The sequence below is a fragment of the Mitsuaria sp. CC2 genome (assembly GCF_048957715.1).
Classification (GTDB): Bacteria; Pseudomonadota; Gammaproteobacteria; order Burkholderiales; family Burkholderiaceae_C; genus Roseateles.
This window is the reverse complement of the sequence record NZ_JARVXN010000013.1, coordinates 228041-249153: the sequence shown is the minus strand read 5'-3', so window position 1 is coordinate 249153 and position 21113 is coordinate 228041. Positions and strand designations below refer to the sequence as shown.

The following is a 21113-nucleotide window of genomic DNA, read 5'->3' as shown; positions in this document are numbered from 1 at the left end:
ACGATGTCCTCCCTCCACTTCCCGGCGCTCTTCCAGGACCGGCATGCGTTCGTGCTGGGCCTGGGCGACTCCGGGCTCGCGATGGCGGCCTGGGCCGCGCGCCTGGGCGCGCGCGTCACCGTCTGGGACAGCCGCGAGCAGCCGCCGCAGCTGGCCGCGCTGCGCGAGCGTCTGCCGGACGCTGCGTTCGAGCACGGCGAGTTCTCGCCGGAACTGCTGGCGACGATCGACCACAGCTGGGTGCTGCTGAAGAGCCCCGGCCTGTCGCCGCTGGACGCGCGGCTGAAGCCGCTGTTCGAGCGCGCCGAGGAGATCGGCCTGCGCGTGCGCGGCGAGCTGGAGCTGTTCGCGCAGGCGCTGGCGGAGCTCAAGACGCTGTACCGCTACGAGCCGGGCGTGCTCGCGATCACCGGCACCAACGGCAAGACGACGACCACCAGCATGACCGCGCTGCTGGTCGAGCGCGCCGGCCGCCGCGTCGCGATGGCCGGCAACATCGGCCCGACGCTGCTGGGCACCTTGAGCGACGCGCTCGACAAGGAGCCGATGCCGCAGCCGAAGGAGGACGAGGTCGCCGACGCGGCGACTGACGTCGATCCGGCGGAAGAGGCGATCGTCGATCTGGCGGTCGAAGCCGTAGTGCCCGAAGAGGAAGCCGCCGACCTTGTCGTCGACGATCCGGCCGATGTGCTGCTGGCGCCGGTCGACGAGCCTGTTGTCGAGGTGCCTGCAGACGATCGCACGGCGCTGGAAACCGTCGCTGAACTGCTCGACGAGCAGCCGCTGCCGATCAAGCCGCCGCCACCGAGGCCGGCCGAGTTCGAGGTGCTGCCGCAGGTCTGGGTGCTGGAGCTGTCGAGCTTCCAGCTGGACGGTGTGAAGGGCTTCGAGCCGAGCGCCGGCGCGGTGCTCAACATCACGCAGGACCACCTGGACTGGCACGGCGACATGCCGGCCTACGCGCGCGCCAAGGGCCGCGTCTTCGGCGAACACGGTGTGCTGGTGATCAACCGCGACGACCCCGAGGTCGAAGCGCTGATCCCGGCGCCGATCACCGTCAAGCAAGGCCGCGGTCGCCCGGCGAAGGTCGTCGAACGCCGCGTCGTCCGTTTCGGTCTGGATGCGCCGCGCCGTCCCGGCGACTTCGGCCTCGTGGTCGAGAACGGCATGGCGTGGCTGGTCCGCGCCCGCGAGGCGGAAGAAGAACTGAAGGGCCTGAAGCGGCGCAAGGATGACGAGGAAGATCTCATCATCCAGCGCCTGATGCCCGCCGACGCGCTGCGCGTGCGCGGTCGCCACAACGCCGCGAATGCCCTGGCGGCGCTGGCGCTCGCCACCTCCATCGACTGCCCGCTGGCGCCGATGCTGCACGGCCTGCGCGAATACCAGGGCGAGCCGCACCGCGTCGAGTTCGTCACCTCGATCAAGGGTGTCGACTTCTACGACGACTCCAAGGGCACCAACGTCGGCGCGACCGTCGCCGCCGTGATGGGCCTGGGCGCCGACCGGGCACCGGCCAAGCTGGTGATGATCCTGGGTGGCGACGGCAAGGGGCAGGACTTCTCCCCGCTGGCCACGCCGATCGCGCTGCATGCCCGCGCGGTGGCGCTGATCGGCCGGGATGCGCCGCAGATCGAGGCCGCGCTGCAGGACAGCGGCGTGCTCATGCACCGCCACGACTCGCTCGAGGCCGCGACGCGCTGGTCGCTCGCGCAGGCCTTGTCGGGCGACAGCGTGCTGTTGAGCCCGGCCTGCGCCAGCCTGGACATGTTCCGCAACTATGCCCATCGCGCCGAGGTGTTCATCGCCACCGTGCGCGAGATGGCGGAAGACGAGGGTCTCATCGGATGAGCGCCGCGTCCTTCTTCGAAACCCTGAGCGAGCGCGTGCGCGCGCTGGCGTCGCGCCGTCCGACCGTCGCGGGCGCCGGCGGCGCCGGCAGCGTCGACGTGCCGGTGCGCGACTGGGTCTCCACCTCGGCCGGCCAGCCCACGCGGCTGCTGGGCTTCGACCTCACGCTGATCTGGGTCGTGCTCTCGCTGCTGGCGCTGGGCCTGCTGATGGTCTATTCGGCGTCGATTGCGCTGCCGGACAACCCCAAGTTCGCGAAGTACCAGCCGATGCACTTCTTCGTGCGTCAGAGCCTGTTCATCGTGATCGGCCTGCTGGCCGGCTGGATCACCGTGATGGTGCCGGTGAGCTTCTGGGAGCGTCATGCGCCCAAGATCTTCGTGGTCGCGCTGGCGCTGCTGATGATCGTGCTGATCCCGCACGTGGGCAAGGGCGTGAACGGCGCGCGCCGCTGGCTGCCGCTGGGCGTCATGAACTTCCAGCCCTCCGAGCTGGCCAAGCTGGCCATCGCGATGTACGCGGCCAACTACATGGTCCGCAAGATGGAGGTGAAGGAGAACTTCGTCCGCGCCGTGTGGCCGATGGCCGCCGCGCTCGCCTTCACCGGCATGCTGCTGCTGGCCGAGCCGGACATGGGTGCCTTCATGGTCATCGCGGCCATTGCGATGGGCATCCTGTTCCTGGGCGGCGTCAACGGCCGCATGTTCTTCCTCAGCGTCGCGGTGCTGATCGGCGCCTTCGTGCTGATGATCACCTTCAGCGACTTCCGCCGCGAACGGATCTTCGCCTACCTGAATCCGTGGGACGAGAAGTACGCGCAGGGTAAGGCCTACCAGCTGACGCACTCGCTGATCGCTTTCGGCCGGGGCGAGTTCTTCGGCCAGGGCCTGGGCTCCAGCCTCGAGAAGCTGCACTACCTGCCCGAGGCCCATACCGACTTCCTGCTCGCCGTCATCGGCGAGGAGCTCGGCTTCATCGGCGTCGCGATCGTCATCTTCGCGTTCTTCTGGCTGTCGCGCCGGCTGTTCCACATCGGCCGTCAGGCCGTGGCGCTGGACCGCGTCTTCGCCGGGCTCTACGCGCAGGGCATCGGCATCTGGATGGGCGGCCAGGCCTTCATCAACATGGGCGTGAACCTCGGCGCGCTGCCGACCAAGGGCCTGACGCTGCCGCTGATGAGCTATGGCGGCTCGGCCACCGTCCTCAACTGCGTGGCATTGGCGATCTGCTTGCGAATCGACATCGAGAACAGACAACTGATGCGGGGAGGGCGCACATGAGCACGCGTCACCTCGTCGTGATGGCCGCCGGTACGGGCGGCCACGTGATTCCCGGACTGGCCGTCGCCGCGGAGATGCAGCGTCGCGGCTGGACCGTGTCCTGGCTCGGCACCGAAGCCGGCATGGAGAACAAGCTCGTGCCGCCGTCCGGCCTGCCGATGGACCGGCTGTCCTTCGCCGGCCTGCGCGGCAAGGGTCTCAAGCATTCGCTGCTGGGCGTCGTGCGCATGTTCAAGGCGCTCGGCCAGAGCGCGCATGTGTTCAGCGCGCGCAAGGCCGACGCGGTGCTCGGCATGGGCGGCTACGTCTGCTTCCCCGGCGGCCTGATGGCCTGGGTGATGCGCCGTCCGCTCATGCTGGTGAACGCCGATGCTGCGCTGCTGCTGTCCAACAAGGCGCTGGCGCCGGTCGCGAAGAAGATCGCCTTCGGCTTCGACGGCCTCGCCGCCGCGCAGCAGAAGAAGAGCGTGGTCACCGGCAATCCGGTGCGCGTCGAGATCGAGGACCTGCCCGCGCCCGAGCTGCGTTTCGCCGATCGCAACGGTCCCCTGAAGGTGCTGGTCGTGGGCGGCTCGCTGGGCGCGCGCGCGATCAACGACGTGCTGCCGCAGACGCTCGCGTTGTGGGACGAGCACCAGCGTCCGCTGGTCACGCACCAGACGGGCGAGGCCAACTTCCCGCTCGTGCAGGCCGCCTACGCCAAGGTCGGCGTGCAGGCCGAGGTCGTGCCCTTCATCAACGACATGGCGCAGCGTCTGGCCGAGGCCGACGTGGTGATCTGCCGCGCCGGCGCGGTGACGGTGTCCGAGCTGTGTGCCGCTGGCGTCGCCAGCATCCTGGTGCCGCTGGTCGTCAGCACGACCTCGCACCAGCGCGACAACGCGCAATACATGGCGCAGCACAACGCCGGCACGCACCTGCCGCAAGGCGAGCTCAGCGCGCAGGCGCTGTTCGACCTGCTGCAGCAGCCGCGCGAGCATTGGCTGGCGATGGCGTCCAAGGCGCGCTCGCTGGCGCGTCCGCGCGCGGCGGGGCGCGTCGCCGATGAGCTCGAAGCACTCGTGAACGCCCGCGACGCCAAGTCCGAGAACGGAGCGCGCGCATGAAGCACGCCCTCCAACGCATCCACTTCACCGGCATCGGCGGCGCCGGCATGAGCGGCATCGCCGAGCTGCTGGCCGCGCAGGGTTACCGCGTCAGCGGCTCCGACCAGGGCGAGAGCGACACCACACGCCGCCTGCGCACGCTGGGCGTCGACGTGATGATCGGCCACGCCGCGGAGCACGTCGGCGCGGCGCAGGTGCTGGTCAAGTCCAGCGCGATCAAGGCCGACAACCCCGAGCTGATGGCCGCCCACCAGCTCGGCATCCCCGTGCTGCTGCGCGCGCAGATGCTGGCCGAGCTGATGCGCCCGCGGCTGGGCATCGCCGTCGCCGGTACGCACGGCAAGACGACGACGACCTCGCTGCTGACGACGGTGATGCAGCAGGCCGGACTCGATCCGAGCTACGCGATCGGCGGGCAGCTGCTGGCCGCCGGAGCGAATGCGGCGCTGGGCGGCGGGCTGCACATGGTCGTCGAGGCGGACGAATCCGACGCCTCCTTCCTGCACCTGCTGCCGCAGCTGGCGATCGTCACCAACATCGACGCCGACCACATGGACACCTACGGGCACGACATGGCCCGTCTGCGTCAGGCCTTCGTCGACTTCCTGCACCGGATGCCCTTCTGGGGCGCGGCCGTGCTGTGCGGCGACGACGCGGGCGTGCGCAGCATCGTGCCGATGCTGTCGCGGCCGGTGATCCTGTACGGGGTCGACGACGGCAACGCCGTGCGCGCGACCGACATCGCCGCGGAGGCCGGCGGTGGCATGCGCTTCGTCGCGCAACGTCGCGACCGTCAAGGCCGGGAGCTGCCGGCGCTGGACGTGATGCTGCGTCTGAACGGGCAGCACAACGTGCTGAACGCGCTGTCGGTGATCGCGATGGCGATGGAGCTGGGTGTCGACGACGCCGCGCTGTTGCAGGGCCTGGCGAACTTCGGCGGCGTCGGCCGTCGATTCCAGTCCTATGGCGAGCTGCCGGTGTCGCCTGCGAATGGCCCGACGTCCGAAGGCACCGCGCTGCTCATCGACGACTACGGCCACCACCCGGTCGAGATGCAGGCCGTGCTCAAGGCCGCGCGCGGCGCCTATCCGGGCCGTCGTCTGGTGCTGGCCTTCCAGCCGCACCGCTACACGCGCACCCGCGACTGCTTCGAGGAATTCGCCGACGTCCTGGCGCAGGCCGACGGCGTGCTGCTCACCGAGATCTATGCCGCCAGCGAGTCCCCGCTGCCCGGCATCAGCGGCGAAAGCCTGGCGCGCGCGGTGACCGACCGCGGCACCGCGGCGGGCTTCGTCGGCGACTGGCAGGGACTGCCGCAGGCGATCGCCCACCAGGCGCGCGCCGGCGATGTGGTGATCGTGATGGGGGCCGGCTCGATCGCCGCCGTCCCCGCGCGCACCGTCGAACTCATGACGAAGGGAGGCCGCGCATGACCACGGACCTCAACGCCGCTTCGGCGCCCGCTGCGCATTCCGCGCTCTATCAACACCTGGCCATCGCCGGCATCGATGCGAAGTCGCTCGGCAAGGTCGCCGTGCTCTTCGGCGGCGATTCGGCCGAGCGCGAGGTCTCGCTGATGTCGGGCAGCGGCGTGCTCGCCGCGCTGCAGTCCGAAGGCGTGGACGCGCATGCCTTCGACCCGGGCCAGCGCAACCTGCTCGAACTGAAATCGGAAGGGTTCCAGCGCGCCTTCATCGCGCTGCACGGCCGCCACGGCGAGGACGGCACCGTGCAGGGCGCGCTCGAACTGATGGGCATCCCGTACACCGGCTCCGGCGTGATGGCCTCGGCCATCGCGATGGACAAGATCACGACGAAGCGCGTCTGGCTGGCCGACCAGCTGTCGACGCCGCGCTGGGTCAGTCTCAAGCGCGGCGAGCTGCAGCGCGAGCGCGTGCGCGGCGTGCCGGACGAGCTCGGCCTGCCGATCTTCGTCAAGCCGCCGCACGAGGGCTCGTCCATCGGGGCGAGCAAGGTGATGGGCTACTCCGACATGCAGGAGGCCGTCGAACTCGCCGCCAAGTACGACGCCGAAGTGCTGTGCGAGGAATTCGTCGACGGTGCCGAGCTGACCTGCCCGGTGCTGGGCGAGGGCGCCGACGCGATCGCGCTGCCGGTGATCGAGATCCGCGCCGAGGGCGGCAACTACGACTACCAGAACAAGTATTTCACCGACACGACGCAGTATCTGGTCGGTCAGCTGCCCGCCGACGAGCAGGCCCGCGTGCAGGACCTGGTGCTCGCCGCCTACCGCTCGCTGGGCGCGCGCGGCTGGGGCCGCGTCGATGTGATGCGTCGCAAGTCCGACGGCCAGTTGTTCCTCCTCGAGATCAACACCTCGCCGGGCATGACCTCCCATTCGCTGGTGCCTAAGGCGGCCGCCGCCGTCGGCATCTCTTATCCGAAGCTGTGCCTCTACCTCCTGTCGCAAGCGCGGCTGGACAGCCAGGCCTGATCCGGCCCCGAACGACCCCGACACGCACCCGAAACCCCGAGCCACCGCCATGGGCGCCACCTTCACCCACACTGCCAGCCCGCTGCCGCCGGACATCCGCGTGATGAACGGCGTCGCGGGTCTGCTTCTGGCCGTCCTGGCGCTGGCCGCCGGGGCCGTGGGGCTGCACTGGCTGGCCAGACAACCGGCGTTCTCGATCAAGGCGATCACGGTCGAAGGCGACGTGAGCCGCAACAGCAGCGCCTCGCTGCGCGCGAACGCGTTGCCCCGGCTGAGCGGCAATTTCCTGACGATGAACCTGCAGCAGGCGCGCGCCGCCTTCGAGGCGGTGCCCTGGGTGCGCCACGCCACGGTGCGGCGCGTCTGGCCGCTGCACCTGATCGTCGCGCTCGAGGAACACCGCCCCGCCGCCTACTGGGAAACCAAGGTCGACAACGCCGACGCCGACAGCGAGGCGGTCGTCGATACCCGGCTGGTCAACAGTTTCGGCGAGGTGTTCGAGGCGAATCTCGGCGACGTCGAGGACGAGGATCTGCCGACGCTGGCCGGCCCGGCGAAATCCTCGGCGGCGATGCTGGCGATGTGGCGGCAACTCGATCCGCTGACCCACGGGAAACTGGACGAGGGCGTCGCCCGGCTGGATTTGTCCGGCCGCGGTTCCTGGAAGGCGACCCTGGAAAAAGGCGCCATCGTCGAACTCGGGCGCGGCAGCGAGGCCGAAGTCGTCGCCCGGTATGGCCAGTTCATCGCCAGCATTCCCCAGATCACCGCCCGTTACCGCACCGCGCTGGTATCGGCGGACCTCCGCCATGAATCCGGATATGCGGTCCGGCTGGCGGGCGTGACGACGGTTACCACTGCGCCCAAGGGCGCCAAGAAGAATTGAGGACAGGCATGGCCAAGGAATACAAGGATTTGGTCGTCGGGTTGGACATCGGCACCGCCAAGATCATGGCGGTGGTGGCCGAGGTGATGGGGGACGGCCAATTGCGCATCGCCGGTCTGGGTGTTGCGCCCAGCCATGGGCTCAAGCGCGGTGTCGTGGTCAATATCGATGCCACCGTCCAGTCCATCCAGCAGGCCCTGAAAGAGGCCGAAATGATGGCCGACTGCCGGATTTCGAGGGTTTATACCGGGATTACCGGCAGCCATATCCGCGGCCAGAACTCGACCGGGATGGTCATCGTGCGGGACAAGGAAGTCACGCCGGTGGATGTCGCCCGGGTGGTGGAAACCGCCAAGGCCATCAATATCCCGAACGACCAGCGCCTGCTGCTGGTCGAACCGCAGGAATTCGTGATCGACGGCCACGAGGTGAAAGAGCCGATCGGCATGAGCGGCGGCCGGCTGGAGGTCAAGGTCCATATCGTGACCGGCGCGCAGAGCGCGGCGGAAAACATCGTCAAGTGCGTGCGTCGCTGCGGGCTGGAGGTGGAGCAACTCGTTCTGAATCCAAGCGCTTCCAGTTTGGCGGCACTAACTTCGGACGAACGCGACCTGGGCGTGGCGCTGGTCGACATCGGCGCCGGCACGACCGACGTGGCCATTTTCACCGGCGGATCCATCCGCCATACCGCGGTGATTCCGATCGCCGGCGACCTGATTACCAGCGATATCGCGATGGCGCTGCGCACCCCGACCAAGGATGCGGAGGAAATCAAGGTCGAGCACGGCGTGGCCAAGCAATTGCTGGCCGATCCCGCCGATCAGGTGGAGGTTCCGGGTTTGGGCGACCGGGCACCCCGCATGCTCTCCAAGCAGGCTTTGGCCGGGGTCATCGAACCTCGGGTCGAGGAAATCTTCTCGCTCGTCCACCAGGTCATCCGGGAATCCGGCTACGAAGAGCTGCTGTCTTCCGGAATCGTCCTGTCGGGCGGCTCCTCGGTGATGCCCGGGATGGTGGAACTGGCCGAGGATATTTTCCTGAAACCGGTACGGCGGGGAAATCCCACCTACAACGGCGCGCTTTTTGACATGGTGGCCAATCCCCGTTCGGCCACCGTGATGGGATTGTTGGAGGAAGCGCGGCTGTCGCGCACCCGGGGATTCAAGGCGGCGCAGCAGGCGGGGTCTGTGAAGACCTTGTTCGGTCGCGCCAAGGATTGGTTCCTGGGGAATTTCTGAGAAGCCGGCACCGACCGGTGGGTTGACGCTTTCTTTACGACGTTTGAGGGTTTTGCCCCCTAAAAAAGGGCCGGATCCACTTCTATTTTGCTGATGGCAACTGCACAATATGGACAGGAGGTTTGATATGGCGATCGAGATGATCGAAGAGTTTGATCAAGGCACCCAGATCAAGGTGATCGGCGTGGGCGGCGGCGGCGGCAACGCGGTCGAGCACATGATCAGCCAAGGTGTCCAGGGCGTGGAATTCATCGTGGCCAACACGGATGCCCAAGCCCTGAATCGCTCCAAGGCCGATCAACTCCTGCAACTGGGCCATACCGGCCTGGGCGCCGGCGCGAAACCCGAGGTCGGCAAAACCGCCGCCGAGGAAGCCGAGGCGCGCATCCGCGAATCCATCACCGGCGCGCACATGCTGTTCATCACCGCCGGCATGGGCGGCGGGACCGGCACCGGCGCGGCGCCCGTGATCGCCCGCGTGGCCAAGGAGATGGGCATCCTGACCGTCGGCGTGGTCACCAAGCCGTTCGAGTTCGAAGGCAACCGCCGCGGCAAGGCTGCGGACCTGGGCCTGCAGGAACTCGAGGCGAACGTCGATTCGCTGATCGTCGTGCTGAACGACAAGCTGCTCGAAGTGCTGGGCGACGACATCACGCAGGACCAGGCCTTCGCGCACGCCAACGACGTGCTGAAGAACGCGGTCGGCGGCATCTCCGACATCATCCACATGCCGGGCCTGGTCAACGTCGACTTCGAAGACGTGAAGACCGTGATGAGCGAGCCGGGCAAGGCGATGATGGGCACGGCCGTGGCCACGGGTCCGGACCGCGCGTCCAAGGCCGCGGAAGGCGCCGTCGCCTGCCCGCTGCTGGAAGGCATCGATCTGTCCGGCGCGCGTGGCGTGCTGGTGCTGATCGCGGCGAGCCGCAACAACTTCAAGCTGGCCGAGAGCCGCAACGCGATGACCGCGATCAAGCGCTATGCCGCTGAAGACGCGCACATCATCTACGGCACGGCTTACGACGACACGCTGGGCGACCAGCTGCGCGTCACCGTGATCGCGACCGGCCTGAGCCAGCGCGCCGCGGCGCGCCAGCAGCCGCAACTGGTCGTGCAGCAACCGCAGCTGCGCACCGGCACCGACAACATGCCGGTGCTGACGCAGCCGGTGGTCATGCCGGGTTCGGCCGCCGCACAGGGCGCGCAGGCGCCGGCGACCATGAGCACGACCGACTTCGGCGGCATGAGCGTGCCCAGCGTCTGGCGCCATGGCCGAACCGCCGCGGCCAAGGTCGAGGCGCTGTCGTCCAACGGCATGGACGAGATCGAGATCCCGGCCTTCCTGCGCAAGCAGGCCGACTGAGTTCCGCACGCGACCGGCAGGACAGCGCTTCGGGCGCCCCGCGTCGTTGCAAATCCTCGCCATAGCTGGGCTATGGCTCCGGTTTGCGCCTAGCGGTGCATCCCGAATCGCAGCCCTGCCGGTCACGTGACCGCGATTCGCCAGGCCGCGTGATCCGGGGGGTCTTGTTGCAATTGATCGCTCGTGCCGTGCCGTGAACTTCGGCACACTGGCGCGCGATCACAAGGCAGCAAGACAGAGCGTATGCATGGTCCAGGGTGAGGTTGGAGAAACGTCGTCGGGAACGCAGGCCGCGCGCGCGCGGTTGGCGTGGGTGTCGCGTCCGTCCACGCCTCTCTTGATCGCGCTGCTGGCCTGTCTGGTGCTGGCGCTGTTCGCGTTGGCGCCCGACGTGGGTCGCGCCCAGGGTGGGCAGCCCGCCCATGCAACCGGCGCGGCACCGCACGCGCAGGTCCTGCAGGCCTCGCCGCTCGGACCGGCCCGGCCGGTGCCCGAAGCCGCGCAGCCTGCCGGCGCGCAGCGCGCGATCGCGGCCGAGGTCGCCACCAGCGACTGGACGCAGGACCAGTTGAAGTCCTGGTGGCGCGCATTGCGCGTCATGGACGGCGCGGACGGCGCCTTGCCGCCAGGCCTGCTGCCGCCCTCGGACCCGAAGGCATGGCAGGCCGTCGAACTCCCGGAAGTCCGTCAGCGCGAGGCCACGAACAACACCGGCGACGCGCGCTTCCAGATGCGCTGGTACCGCGTGCGCTACGCCGCGCCGAACGGCCGCTGGCCGACCAGCGTCGCGCTCTACATGCCGCGCCTGGTGGCGCTGGCGGCGGCGGTGTTGGTGAAGACGGACGACGGCTGGCGGCCGGTCTTCGACAACCAGTCCGGCGCGCGCGAGCAATGGGTGCGGCCGCTGTGGGTGGTGCTGCCCGCGGCGCTGACCGAGATCCAGCAGGCGCGCGAGATCGAGGTCGTCATCGCGGTGCCGGTGATGCAGTCCGGCTACTACTCGGTGTCCAGCGTCTGGCTGGGCGCGCGCGAGGACCTGGAGGCGCGCCACGACCGGCGCTGGGTGCTGCAGATCGGCGTCCCGCAGGCGACCGGGCTGACGCTGGTGACGCTGGGGCTGTTCGCGCTCGTGCTCTGGGTCAAGCGGCGAGAGGATCCGTCGTACCTGCTGTTCTCGCTGGCCAGCGTCGCATGGCTGGTGCGCAACCTGCATTACCACCTGGACCTGCCGCGCACGCGCGATGCGCTCGAATGGTTCTGGTGGGTCACGCATGCCTCGATGTCGTGGGTGATGTTGCTCACCTTCCTCTTCGCGCTGCGTTTCGCGCGGCAGCGCTTCGCCCGCTTCGAGAAGGGCATCGCGCTCTTCGTGCTGGTGTCCAGCCTGTCGTCCATGCCGATGTGGGGCAACGGCTTCGACGCGCTGGTGCTGCTGCACCTCTGCAACGCGGTCGTCGGCCTGGCGGGTACCGGTTTCGTCGCCAGCGTGGCCTGGCGCCAGGGCACGCGCGAGCTGCGCGTGATGGCCGCGGCGCTGGTGATCGGCGTCGTGCTGGGCGTGCACGACCTGGGGCTGCTCGCGGGCTGGTGGTGGCCGGAGCACATCTACCTCATGCCCTTCGCGACGCTGGTGATCCTGGCGAGCTTCCTCTACGCGGTGCAGTTCCGCTACATCGAGGCGCTGCGCGGCGTGGAGCGCGCCAACGGGGAACTCGGCCAGCGGCTGCAGGAGCAGAGCGCCCAGCTGAGTTCGCAGCACGACAAGCTGCGCGAGGTCGAGCGGCAGCAGGCGCTGCTGCTGGAGCGGCAGCGGATCATGCAGGACATGCACGACGGGCTGGGCTCGTCGCTGCTGTCGGCGATGGTGGCGGTGGAGCAGGGCACGATGCCGCAGGAGCAGGTGGTGACCGTGCTGCGCGAATGCGTGGACGACCTGCGGCTGGTGATCGATTCGCTGGAGCCGGTGGGGCACGACATCGTGTCGCTGCTGGCGACGATGCGCTACCGGCTGGGCAAGCGGTTGCAGCTGGGCGGGCTCAAGCTCGAATGGGACGTGCACGACCTGCCGCCGCTGGAATGGCTGGAGCCGCCCGACGCGCTGCACGTGCTGCGGCTGATGCAGGAGGCCCTCACGAACGCGTTGAAGCATGCGCGGGCGTCGCGGGTGCGGGTGGTGACGCGCGACCTTGGCAAGCGCGTGGAGATCCGCGTCGAGGACGACGGCGAGGGCTTCGACGTGGCCTCGATCGCGCAGGGCCGCGGGCTGCGCGGGCTGCAGCGGCGCGCGAAGGTGCTGGGCGGTTCGCTGCGGGTCGACAGCAGTCCGGGTCACGGCACGGTGGTGACGCTGCGGCTCCTGGTGTCGCGCGCTGATCGCGAGGCCGTCGTCCAGGCGAGCGGCCAGCAAGGTTGACCCCGTTTTGGGACAATACGCCCCATGATCAAGCAACGCACCATCAAATCGCTGACCCGTGCGGTCGGGGTCGGCATCCACAGCGGCCAGAAGGTGGAGATCACGCTGCGTCCGGCGGCGCCCGGCACCGGCATCGTGTTCCGGCGCGTCGACCTGGCGCAGCCGGTCGACATCCCGGTGAACACGCACAGCGTCTGCGACACGCGCATGGCCACGACGATCAGCCCGCAGGGCGATCCGGGCCTGCCCAAGGTGCAGACGATCGAGCATCTGCTCTCGGCCTGCGCGGGCCTGGGGCTGGACAACCTGCTGATCGACATCAACGCGGACGAGGTCCCGGTGCTGGACGGCTCGGCGGCGAGCTACGTCTTCCTGCTGCAGTCGGCGGGCATCGAGCTGCAGAACGCGCCCAAGCAGTTCCTGCGGGTGAAGAAGCCGGTGGAAGTGCGCAAGGGCGAGGGCAAGAGCCTGATGTGGGCGAAGCTGACGCCGCACCACGGCTACACGCTGAGCTTCCAGATCGAGTTCGACAACCCGGCGGTCTCGGCGACGGGGCAGCAGTATGTGTTCGACATGGGCAGCGGCCAGTACAAGCGCGAGATCGCGCGGGCGCGCACCTTCGGCATGACCAAGGACATCGAGCTGATGCGCTCGCGCGGGCTGACGCTGGGCGGCAGCATGGACAACGCGATCGTGGTCGACGACTACCGCGTGCTGAACGCGGAAGGGCTGCGCTACGACGACGAGTTCGTGAAGCACAAGATCCTGGACGCGATCGGCGACATGCAGGTCGTGGGGCATCCGCTGCTGGCGGCGTATACGTCGTTCAAGGGCGGCCATGCGCTGAACAACCTGCTGCTGCGCGAGCTCCTGAAGGACGCCGAGGCCTACGAGATCGTGACCTTCGAGGACGAACGCGACGCGCCGGCGGGCTTCGCCGAGCTGGCGCCGGCGTGGTGAGATGATGGCGGGATGCCGCTCAGCCAGTCACAGCTCACCAAGCTCGGGGATCGCCTTCGTGCGGATGTCACCCAAGAGCAGGACCTGAAACTTCTTGATGAGTACCGGCGCTCTTTCGAGGTTCCCGGGAAATGGGTCTCCAACGAAGTCCGCATTTGCACGGGCATCGTTCCGACCGAACGGAACTCCAAGTCCAGCAGAGCCATCATCGAGAAGCTGAGGCGCCAGACGTCGAGGCTGGGGCGCATCCAAGACATCGCGGGTTGCCGGATCAGTGTTCCGAACCTACGCGTACAGTCAGAAGTTGTTGAACAACTGGTCGCTCGATTCTCAGATGTGGAAGTCAAGGACCGACGGGAAAAGCCAAGTCACGGATATCGAGCGGTGCACGTGGTTGTGCGCCATGAGGGCTTCCTCATCGAAGTGCAGGTGCGAACCACCCTTCAACATCTTTGGGGTCAACTCTCCGAGACACTGGCGGATCGATTTGGCAATGCAGTGAAGTATGGTGGCGGTCCGCCAGAAGTGGGCGAGATGCTGACGAAGTGTTCGGACGTTCTGGCCAGGTTGGAGGTTGCCGAACTGGAACTCGGGGAACTCGAACATCTGTTTGGAAGTACCAAGTCGCCAGACGATGCATTGCAAGAGCGCTTGTCCACGGTTCGGAAAAATCTTGACTCGTTGCATGAACTGCTCAGCTCAATCATGAACGCCATTTCTGTTCGTCTTCTGAAGGCAGACTAGATCACCATGATCTTCCTCGTTCACTACGATCGACGCGCTCAGCGACTGGAGCGATTTGTTGGCTATTCAGACGATGCGTTGCTCCAGGCGCAGGACGACCGTTTGAAGCTGGAACTCAGTCTGCTCCGGAGCGATCGCGAAAATGAGATCGTGTTGCTCAGCGCCCCTAGCGAAGAGGCGGTGAGAAATACCCATGGCCGCTACTTCTACAAGTTCGCGGATCTTGCAGCTCGAAGCGGCTTTGCGCTGGCGGCGAGCTGATGCTGATTTTCCGCCTGGTCTTCGCCCTGCTGCTGGTTGCCGGTCTGCTGTGCTTCGCCATCTACATCGGCACGAAGCAGCCGATCTGGCGCCGGCGCGGCATCCTGCTGATCAAGTGGACCGTGATCGCCGGCATCGGCTTCTTCGCGGTGCTGATCCTGGAGCGGTTGGTGCTGCTGGTGTAGCCGCGGCCCCATGGCCCGCGACCCCGCGAGAACGAAGAAGGCCGCTCATCGAGCGGCCTTCGTGTTTCCGCGGCGGGAGATCTACTCCTCCAACGCCTGCAGCTGCACCAGCCGCTGGTAGATCCCGCCGTCGACCGCCATCAGCTCGTCGTGCGTGCCGCGTTCGTCCAGGTGGCCGTGGTTCAGCACCACGATCTGGTCGGCCTCGCGGATGGTCGAGAGCCGGTGCGCGATCGCGATCACCGTGACCTTGCCGCGCAGCGCGCGCAGGGCCTCGCCCACCTGCGCCTCGGTCGCGCTGTCGATGTTGGCCGTCGCCTCGTCCAGCAGCAGGATGCGCGGATCGCCGGCCAGCGCGCGGGCCAGCGCGATCAGCTGCTTCTGCCCCGTCGACACCGCCAGCCCGCCGTCGCCCAGCCGGCTGTCGTAGCCCTGCGGCAGCGCGCTGAGGAAGTCATGCGCGCGCGAGGCGCGGGCCGCCGCCTCGATCTTCTCGTCGGAGATCGCGCGACCCATGCGGATGTTCTCGCGCACGCTGCCGGCCACCAGGTAGGGCTCCTGCGGCACCAGGCCGAGCGCGGCGTGGAAGGTCTCGTCGGGCAACTGGTCGAGCGGCTGGCCGTCGATGAGGATGCGTCCCTGCTGCGGCCGGTAGAACCGCAGCAGCAGCGCCAGCAGCGTCGACTTGCCCGAGCCCGTGTGCCCCGCGATGCCGACGAAACTGCCGGCCGGGATGTCGAGGTCCAGGTCGCGCAGCACCGGCTGCTCTGGCTTGTAGGCGAACTGCAGGTGCTCGAAGCGGATCGCGCCCGCGCCGACCACGAGGTCCGGCCGGTAGGACCTCGGCTCGCAGGGCTCGCGCAGCAGCGCGCGCACGCGCGACGCGGCCACCAGCGCCTGCTGCAGTTGGCTGAACTGCATCGTGATCTGGATCAGCGGCTCGACGACGCGCGCGATGTAGGCGAGGAAGGCGTACAGCAGGCCGACCTCCAGGCCCGACAGCTCGCGCAGCCCGAAGCCGTAGATCACCGTCACGATCAGCAGCACGTTGAGCAGGTCCAGCGCCGGACGCAGCAGCCAGGCGTTGGCGCGCAGCTCCTGCACGCGCGCTTCCAGCTGCGCGCGGTTGGCGGTCTCGTAGCGCGCGGCGAAGCGCTGCGCCGCGCCCGCCGACTGCAGCATCGCCATGCCGGCCATGCTCTCGGCCATCTGCGCGTTGAGGTCGGCGCGCAGCGCGCGGGCGCGCTGCACGGGACCGCTGCTCGCGCGCTGGTAGAGCCAGATGATCCCGGAACTCGCCGGCACCAGCGCCAGCACGATCAGCATCAGCCGCCAGTCCAGCCACGCCATCGCGACCAGCGCGCCGGCCACGACGATGGTCGAATCCAGCATCACGAACAGCACCTGCCGGTACAGGTTGTTGACCGCGTCGGTGTCGTTGGTGATTCGGCTCAGCAGCTGACCGGTGATGCTGCGGTCGAAGAAGGCCATCGGCTGCGCGAGCACGTGCGCGTAGACCTGCTCGCGCAGGCGCAGCACGGAACGCCGCGCCACCGAGGCCATGCGGCGCAGTTGCGCGTAGCGCAGCAGGCTGGCGGTCCAGCCCGCGAGCAGCATCGCGCCCAGCAGCAGCGCCATCGAGCCCAGGTCGAAGTTGCGCGGCAGCACGTGCGCATCGATGAAGTGCTTGCCCAGGATCGGACCGATCGCTTCCAGCGCCGCGGCGACGACCAGCCAGCCCAGACCCTTCATCAGCCCGCGGCGCTCCGGCGCGGCGGCCTGCGCCAGCAGCGCCAGCGCTTCGCGCGGCGAGTGATCGCTCTGCGGGTTCGTCGGTTTCTTGCCGTCCTTGCCGGACGCGGTCTCAGGCGGCGTCAAGGCTGGCCTCCAGTTGCTGGTAGCGCCACTGGCCGGCGTACCAGCCGCCCAGCGCGAGAAGTTCATCGTGACGACCGCGCTCGACGATGCGGCCCTGCTTCAGCACGACGATCTCGTCGGCCTCCATCACGGCCGACAGGCGGTGGCTGACCACGGCGAGGCTGCGCTCGGGGTGCCGCTGGCGCAGTTCGCGCCAGTGGCCGAGGATCTGCGTCTCCGTGCCGCTGTCCACGGCCGACAGCGCGTCGTCCAGCAGCAGCACCGGCGCTTCGGCCAGCAGCGCCCGCGCGATCGCGATGCGCTGGCGCTGGCCGCCGGACAGCGTGACGCCGCGCTCGCCGACCAGCGTGTCGTAGGCCTGCGGCAGCCGTGTGATGTCGTCGTGCACGGCCGCGAGTTCCGCCACCGCGCGGATCTGCTCGCGCGTCGCATCCGGACGGGCGAGGGCGATGTTGTCCGCCACGGAGGCCGAGAACAGGAAGGGCTCCTGGGGCACCCAGGCGAGTGCCCGGCGCAACGCGGCCAGGCGGATCTCCGGCGCGGGGACGCCGCCCAGCCGCACGGCGCCCGCGTCGGGCTCGTACTGGCGAAGCAGCAGCCGCAGCAGCGTCGACTTGCCGGAACCGGTCGCACCGACGATGCCCAGCGTGCGTCCCGGCGGCAGCGACAGGGCGATGTCCTCGAGCGTCGGCTGCGCCATGCCGGGATAGCGGAAGGACACGCGGTCCCAGGCGATGTCGGCGTTCGCCGGCAGCTCGCGCGTGCCGGTGTCGACCAGGCTGGCCGGCGCGTCGAGCACGGGCCGCAGACGCGACCACGCGGCGCGTCCGCGTTCCAGCAGCGACAGCACCCAGCCCGCCGCGAACATCGGCCAGATCAGCTGGCCGAGGTACATCGTGAACGCGGTCAACTGGCCGATGCTGATGACGTTGGTGCCGACCAGCCACGCGCCGACGCCCAGCGCGATCACCGTCGCCGCGCCGAGCGACAGGCCCACGGCCGGTTCGAACATCGCTTCCCATCGCTGCGCCTGGAAGGAGGCGTCGCCGGCTTCGCGCGCCAGTTCGCCGAACTGCTCCCGGCTGCGGCGCACCAGGCCCAGCGCCCGCACGGTGCGCACGCCGGCGAGGCTGTCCTGCACCTGCTGGTTGAGCGTCGAGAAGCGCTTCAGCGAGTCGGCGGATGCCACATGGATGCGCGACGAGATGCGCCAGAACGCGTAGGCCATCAGCGGGAAGGGCACCAGCGCGGCCAGGCCCAGCCGCCAGTCGACGCTGATGGTCATCATCCCCAGCACGAGGACCAGCGTCAGCGACCCGTCGAAGGCGGCAAGCAGCGCTTCGCCAGCGGCCATCTCGATGGCGTCGACGTCGTTGGTCGCCAGCGCCATCAGGTCGCCGGTGCGCTGGGCGTGGAAGAACGCGGGGCCTTGATTCGTCAATTGCGCGTACAAGCGCATGCGCAGCTGACGACCGAGTTCGTAGGCGGTGCGGAACAACGCCAGGCGCCAGCCCACGCGCAGCAGGTAGATCGCGAGGCCGGCCAGCACGAGCAGGCCGAGCTGACCGACCAGGTCCCAGCCGGCGAGGCGGTGTGACACCAGCGCGTCGACGACGTGACCGACCTGACGCGGGATCCAGACCGTGAGGACCGCGATGGTGCTGAGCATCAGCGCGCTGGCGGCGTACGGCCGCCAATGGCCTCGGATATGGCCGAGGATCAGACGTGAGAGGGACGACGACATGGCGGCGCATTGTGCCCGGCGGTTCCTGACCGTCGGAAGGTCAGGGCCATGGTCCGGGCGGGCCGCGGGGCCGCGGGGCCGCGCCGCAGCGCCAAGGCACCAAGGCGCCAAGGCGCTAAGGTGCCACGGGCGCGGACGAGGCCCGCGCGATCATGCCGATGCGGGCGTGGACCAGGTCGGCGAGCACGCGCAGCCGTCGCTCGTCGAAGTTGCCGCTGAGTGCATAGGCCAGCTTGCCGTCGATCCAGAACAGGCTGCGGGTGGTCTGGCCCCCTTCGACGCGCTGCATCAGGCGAAAGGCCACCGGCGCTTCGGGCGAACTCGCGCCGGTGCTCACGTAGAGCGTGAAGCGCTCGCCGGCCTCGTTCTCGTACATGAACTGCGCGCGGGCCAGCGCCGCGCCGACGGATGTCCTGGCCGATGCGCCGGCCGAGGCGCCGGTCGATGGATCGTCGCCCGCGGGCAGCAGCCGGCCGCCGACCAGCTTCCAGCCGTAGTCGCGCAGGGTCGGCGCATACAGCGGCTGGCCGAGCCGCTTGCTCAGCCACTGGATCAGGTGATCGGCCTGGTCGGCGCCGACCTCGACCGGATGTCGCTTCTCGGGCTGGTAGACGGCGTGCGCGATGGCGGCGTCGCGCACGTATTCGGGGATGGACGGATCGCGGCCGGCGGCGCGGGAGGCCGCCGCGGCGGCCGCCATCTCGGCGGCTTCCTTCTTGCCGGTCCACCACGCGTGGCCGCCCCAGCCGCCGGCGACGCCGGCACCCAGGCCGACCGCCAGCAGCAGCGCCGCCGCCCAGGCGCGCGGCCAGCGCGGGGCCTTCGCGGCGGGGGGACGCAGCGCGGCGGTGAGGGACGGGGGCACGGGCTCATCGAGCCAGTCGCGATGCAGCGCCTTCAGCGAGTCGCGCTGTTCGCGCCAGCCGAGCACCTGCTGCGCGGCGCGCGGGTGGCGCAGCAGCCAGTCCGCCACCTGCGCGGCGCGCTCGGGTGGCAGTTGTCCGTCCACGTAGGCGTGGAGGGTGGGGTCGTCGATGTCGATCTCGTCGTGCGTCATGGTGCGGCGCTCATTTCACCACCCGCAGCGGCGGGCGGCCCGGCGCGGCGCCGTCCATGGACAGCCGCAGCCGTTCGCGGGCGCGGGACAGCCGCGACATCACCGTGCCCACGGGCACATCCAGCACGCGGGCGGCGTCCTGGTAACTCAGTTCCTCGACGCAGACCAGCAGCAGGATCTCGCGCGACGCGGCCGGCAGCGCCGCCAGCGCCCGTTCGAGATCCAGCCGCAGGGCGACGCGCTGCTGCGGCTCCTCGATCGCGGGCTGCGGCGTGTCGTCCTCGTCCAGCGAGTCGTGCAGCGCCTCGCGGGCGTCGCGCCGCTGGTTCAGGTAGAGGCGGTGCATCAGCGTCAGCAGCCAGTTGCGCAGGGCGTCCTGGCGCATCGGTCCGGCCTCGGCGTGGAACAGCGCGCCCTTGCGGGCGGCGCGTTCCAGCGTGTCCTGCAACAGGTCGTCCGCCCGGGCATGGTCGCCGCACAGCAGCCGCGCATGGCGGCGCAGGCGGGGAAGCAGCGGCAGCGCTTCGTCGAGGACCAGGGGCATGGGTGGGTCGGCCTGCGGGCGCTCAGCCTTTAAGGTTTGGCCGTATGCCAGACCTGGTTGATGCCGTCGCCCGTCTTGTCGCCAGGCTTGGCGTCCTTGGCCCAGAAGTACAGCGGCTTGCCCTTGTAGGCCCACTGCTTGGAGCCGTCGTCGCGGGTGATGATGGACCAGTCGCCGGAGACCTTGTCCTCAGGGCGGGCCATCAGCGGCGGCCAGTTGGTGGCGCAGCCGCCGTTGCACACGCTCTTGCCGTTGCCGGCGGTGTCCTTGTCGAAGGTGTAGAGTGTCATGTCGTTCGGGCCGACCAGCGCGCCGTCCTTGGCGGTCGCGGGGGCCGTCTGCGCGGCGGCCAGGCCGGCAGCCGCCATCAGGAAGGCGGCGGTGGTGAGCTTCAGGGTGATCTTCATGGGGTCTCCTGGTGGATGGGTGCTGAAGAAACACGGCAGAGGGGCAGCTTATTCCAATCGTGAGACATTCCGTTGCAACAGCAGGGGCGACAGGGGCGCGCAGCAGCGGGGACAACAGCGCGATTTGCTCGATGACGATCCGGGCACTAGCCTGCGGGTTCTGACTGCGATGCCAGGAGACCCCAGCATGACCGACCGCACCCAGGCGCTCGCCGCCGAGCTGATCCGCAACTTCCACGAGGCCGAGCTGACCTCGTTCAAACGCGAGCCGCTGTACGAGTCGCGCTTCGCGCGCCTGGCGCGCGGGACCGCCGCGCGCAAGCTCGGCGCGTCCTACGACATCGTCGAGCCCGGCAAGACGACCTGCCCCTACCACCTGCACTACGCGCAGGAGGAGATGTTCATCGTCCTCGAAGGCACCGGCACGCTGCGCGTCGCCGGCGAGCGTCTGCCGATCAAGGCCGGCGACGTGATCTTCATCCCCGCCGGGCCCGAGTACCCGCACCACATCATCAACACCTCGGACGCGCCGCTGAAGTACCTGTCCGTCAGCACGATGGAACAGCCGGAAGTCTGCGTCTATCCGGACTCGAACAAGTTCATGGCCGAGCACGGCCCCGACAAGGCGACCCGCCCCTTCGAGGCCATCCGCAAGGTGGGCGAGGGCGATCTCGACTACTGGCAGGATGAGCCTTGAAGAGACCCGCCGAAGCGCGCGTATCGCGCGACATGCGCCCGTGC

19 protein-coding genes are annotated in these 21113 nt (G+C 68.9%); 14 read left to right on the top strand and 5 right to left on the bottom strand.

The features are described 5' to 3' along the window. Positions 1–3: 3 nt before the first annotated feature. The 13 genes from murD to PV762_RS08775 all read left to right on the top strand — a co-directional run bounded on the left by murD (position 4) and on the right by PV762_RS08775 (position 14742). Positions 4–1851 carry a UDP-N-acetylmuramoyl-L-alanine--D-glutamate ligase gene (murD, locus tag PV762_RS08835; RefSeq protein ID WP_421034654.1) on the top strand — a complete coding sequence of 616 codons (1848 nt, stop codon included), beginning with the start codon at positions 4–6 and terminating at the stop codon, positions 1849–1851. After that, a complete protein-coding gene (gene ftsW / locus PV762_RS08830; RefSeq protein ID WP_421034653.1) occupies positions 1848–3131 on the top strand; it encodes a putative lipid II flippase FtsW in 1284 nt (427 codons plus the stop codon). Before murD ends, ftsW begins: the two co-directional genes overlap by 4 nt. Beyond that, positions 3128–4237, top strand: a complete 1110-nt coding sequence (gene murG, locus PV762_RS08825; RefSeq protein ID WP_421034652.1) for an undecaprenyldiphospho-muramoylpentapeptide beta-N-acetylglucosaminyltransferase — start codon at positions 3128–3130, stop codon at positions 4235–4237. The genes ftsW and murG overlap by 4 nt, the downstream gene beginning before the upstream one ends. Beyond that, entirely contained in the window at positions 4234–5670 is a 1437-nt protein-coding gene (gene murC, locus PV762_RS08820) for a UDP-N-acetylmuramate--L-alanine ligase (RefSeq protein ID WP_421034651.1), read from the top strand. The genes murG and murC overlap by 4 nt, the downstream gene beginning before the upstream one ends. Then, positions 5667–6692 (top strand): D-alanine--D-alanine ligase, encoded by a 1026-nt coding sequence (locus PV762_RS08815; RefSeq protein ID WP_421034650.1) that lies wholly within the window; start codon positions 5667–5669, stop codon positions 6690–6692. Before murC ends, PV762_RS08815 begins: the two co-directional genes overlap by 4 nt. A 49-nt stretch (positions 6693–6741) precedes the next feature. After that, positions 6742–7578, top strand: coding sequence for a cell division protein FtsQ/DivIB (locus tag PV762_RS08810; protein WP_421034649.1), 837 nt, complete (start codon positions 6742–6744; stop codon positions 7576–7578). Between the two features lie 8 nt (positions 7579–7586). Beyond that, on the top strand, positions 7587–8816 hold the full coding sequence (ftsA, locus tag PV762_RS08805; RefSeq protein ID WP_067276931.1) for a cell division protein FtsA: 1230 nt from the start codon (positions 7587–7589) through the stop codon (positions 8814–8816). A gap of 127 nt (positions 8817–8943) precedes the next feature. Next, positions 8944–10179 carry a cell division protein FtsZ gene (gene ftsZ / locus PV762_RS08800; RefSeq protein WP_421034648.1) on the top strand — a complete coding sequence of 412 codons (1236 nt, stop codon included), beginning with the start codon at positions 8944–8946 and terminating at the stop codon, positions 10177–10179. A gap of 313 nt (positions 10180–10492) precedes the next feature. Then, positions 10493–12592, top strand: coding sequence for a sensor histidine kinase (locus PV762_RS08795; RefSeq protein ID WP_421034647.1), 2100 nt, complete (start codon positions 10493–10495; stop codon positions 12590–12592). Between the two features lie 24 nt (positions 12593–12616). After that, positions 12617–13552: a UDP-3-O-acyl-N-acetylglucosamine deacetylase gene (gene lpxC / locus PV762_RS08790; RefSeq protein ID WP_421034646.1), complete on the top strand. Its 936-nt coding sequence runs from the start codon at positions 12617–12619 to the stop codon at positions 13550–13552. A 12-nt stretch (positions 13553–13564) separates the two neighbouring features. Continuing rightward, positions 13565–14296, top strand: a complete 732-nt coding sequence (locus PV762_RS08785; RefSeq protein ID WP_421034645.1) for a hypothetical protein — start codon at positions 13565–13567, stop codon at positions 14294–14296. Between the two features lie 6 nt (positions 14297–14302). Then, positions 14303–14557, top strand: a complete 255-nt coding sequence (locus tag PV762_RS08780; protein ID WP_421034644.1) for a hypothetical protein — start codon at positions 14303–14305, stop codon at positions 14555–14557. Beyond that, on the top strand, positions 14557–14742 hold the full coding sequence (locus PV762_RS08775) for a hypothetical protein (protein WP_421034643.1): 186 nt from the start codon (positions 14557–14559) through the stop codon (positions 14740–14742). Before PV762_RS08780 ends, PV762_RS08775 begins: the two co-directional genes overlap by 1 nt. 81 nt (positions 14743–14823) lie before the next feature. Here PV762_RS08775 and PV762_RS08770 read toward each other — a convergent pair whose 3' ends face one another. The 5 genes from PV762_RS08770 to PV762_RS08750 all read right to left on the bottom strand — a co-directional run bounded on the left by PV762_RS08770 (position 14824) and on the right by PV762_RS08750 (position 20372). Beyond that, entirely contained in the window at positions 14824–16620 is a 1797-nt protein-coding gene (locus tag PV762_RS08770) for an ABC transporter ATP-binding protein (RefSeq protein WP_421034642.1), read from the bottom strand. Beyond that, positions 16607–18364, bottom strand: a complete 1758-nt coding sequence (locus tag PV762_RS08765; protein ID WP_421034641.1) for an ABC transporter ATP-binding protein — start codon at positions 18362–18364, stop codon at positions 16607–16609. The genes PV762_RS08770 and PV762_RS08765 overlap by 14 nt, the downstream gene beginning before the upstream one ends. A gap of 115 nt (positions 18365–18479) precedes the next feature. Next, complete coding sequence (locus PV762_RS08760) at positions 18480–19421, bottom strand: anti-sigma factor family protein (RefSeq protein ID WP_421034640.1); 942 nt, start codon at positions 19419–19421, stop codon at positions 18480–18482. A gap of 10 nt (positions 19422–19431) precedes the next feature. Next, complete coding sequence (locus tag PV762_RS08755; protein ID WP_421034639.1) at positions 19432–19965, bottom strand: RNA polymerase sigma factor; 534 nt, start codon at positions 19963–19965, stop codon at positions 19432–19434. 29 nt (positions 19966–19994) lie between these two features. After that, positions 19995–20372 carry a hypothetical protein gene (locus PV762_RS08750; RefSeq protein ID WP_421034638.1) on the bottom strand — a complete coding sequence of 126 codons (378 nt, stop codon included), beginning with the start codon at positions 20370–20372 and terminating at the stop codon, positions 19995–19997. Positions 20373–20559: 187 nt separating this feature from the next. Between PV762_RS08750 and PV762_RS08745 the strand changes: the two genes are divergently transcribed. Continuing rightward, a complete protein-coding gene (locus PV762_RS08745) occupies positions 20560–21069 on the top strand; it encodes a cupin domain-containing protein (RefSeq protein WP_421034637.1) in 510 nt (169 codons plus the stop codon). Positions 21070–21113: the final 44 nt, after the last annotated feature.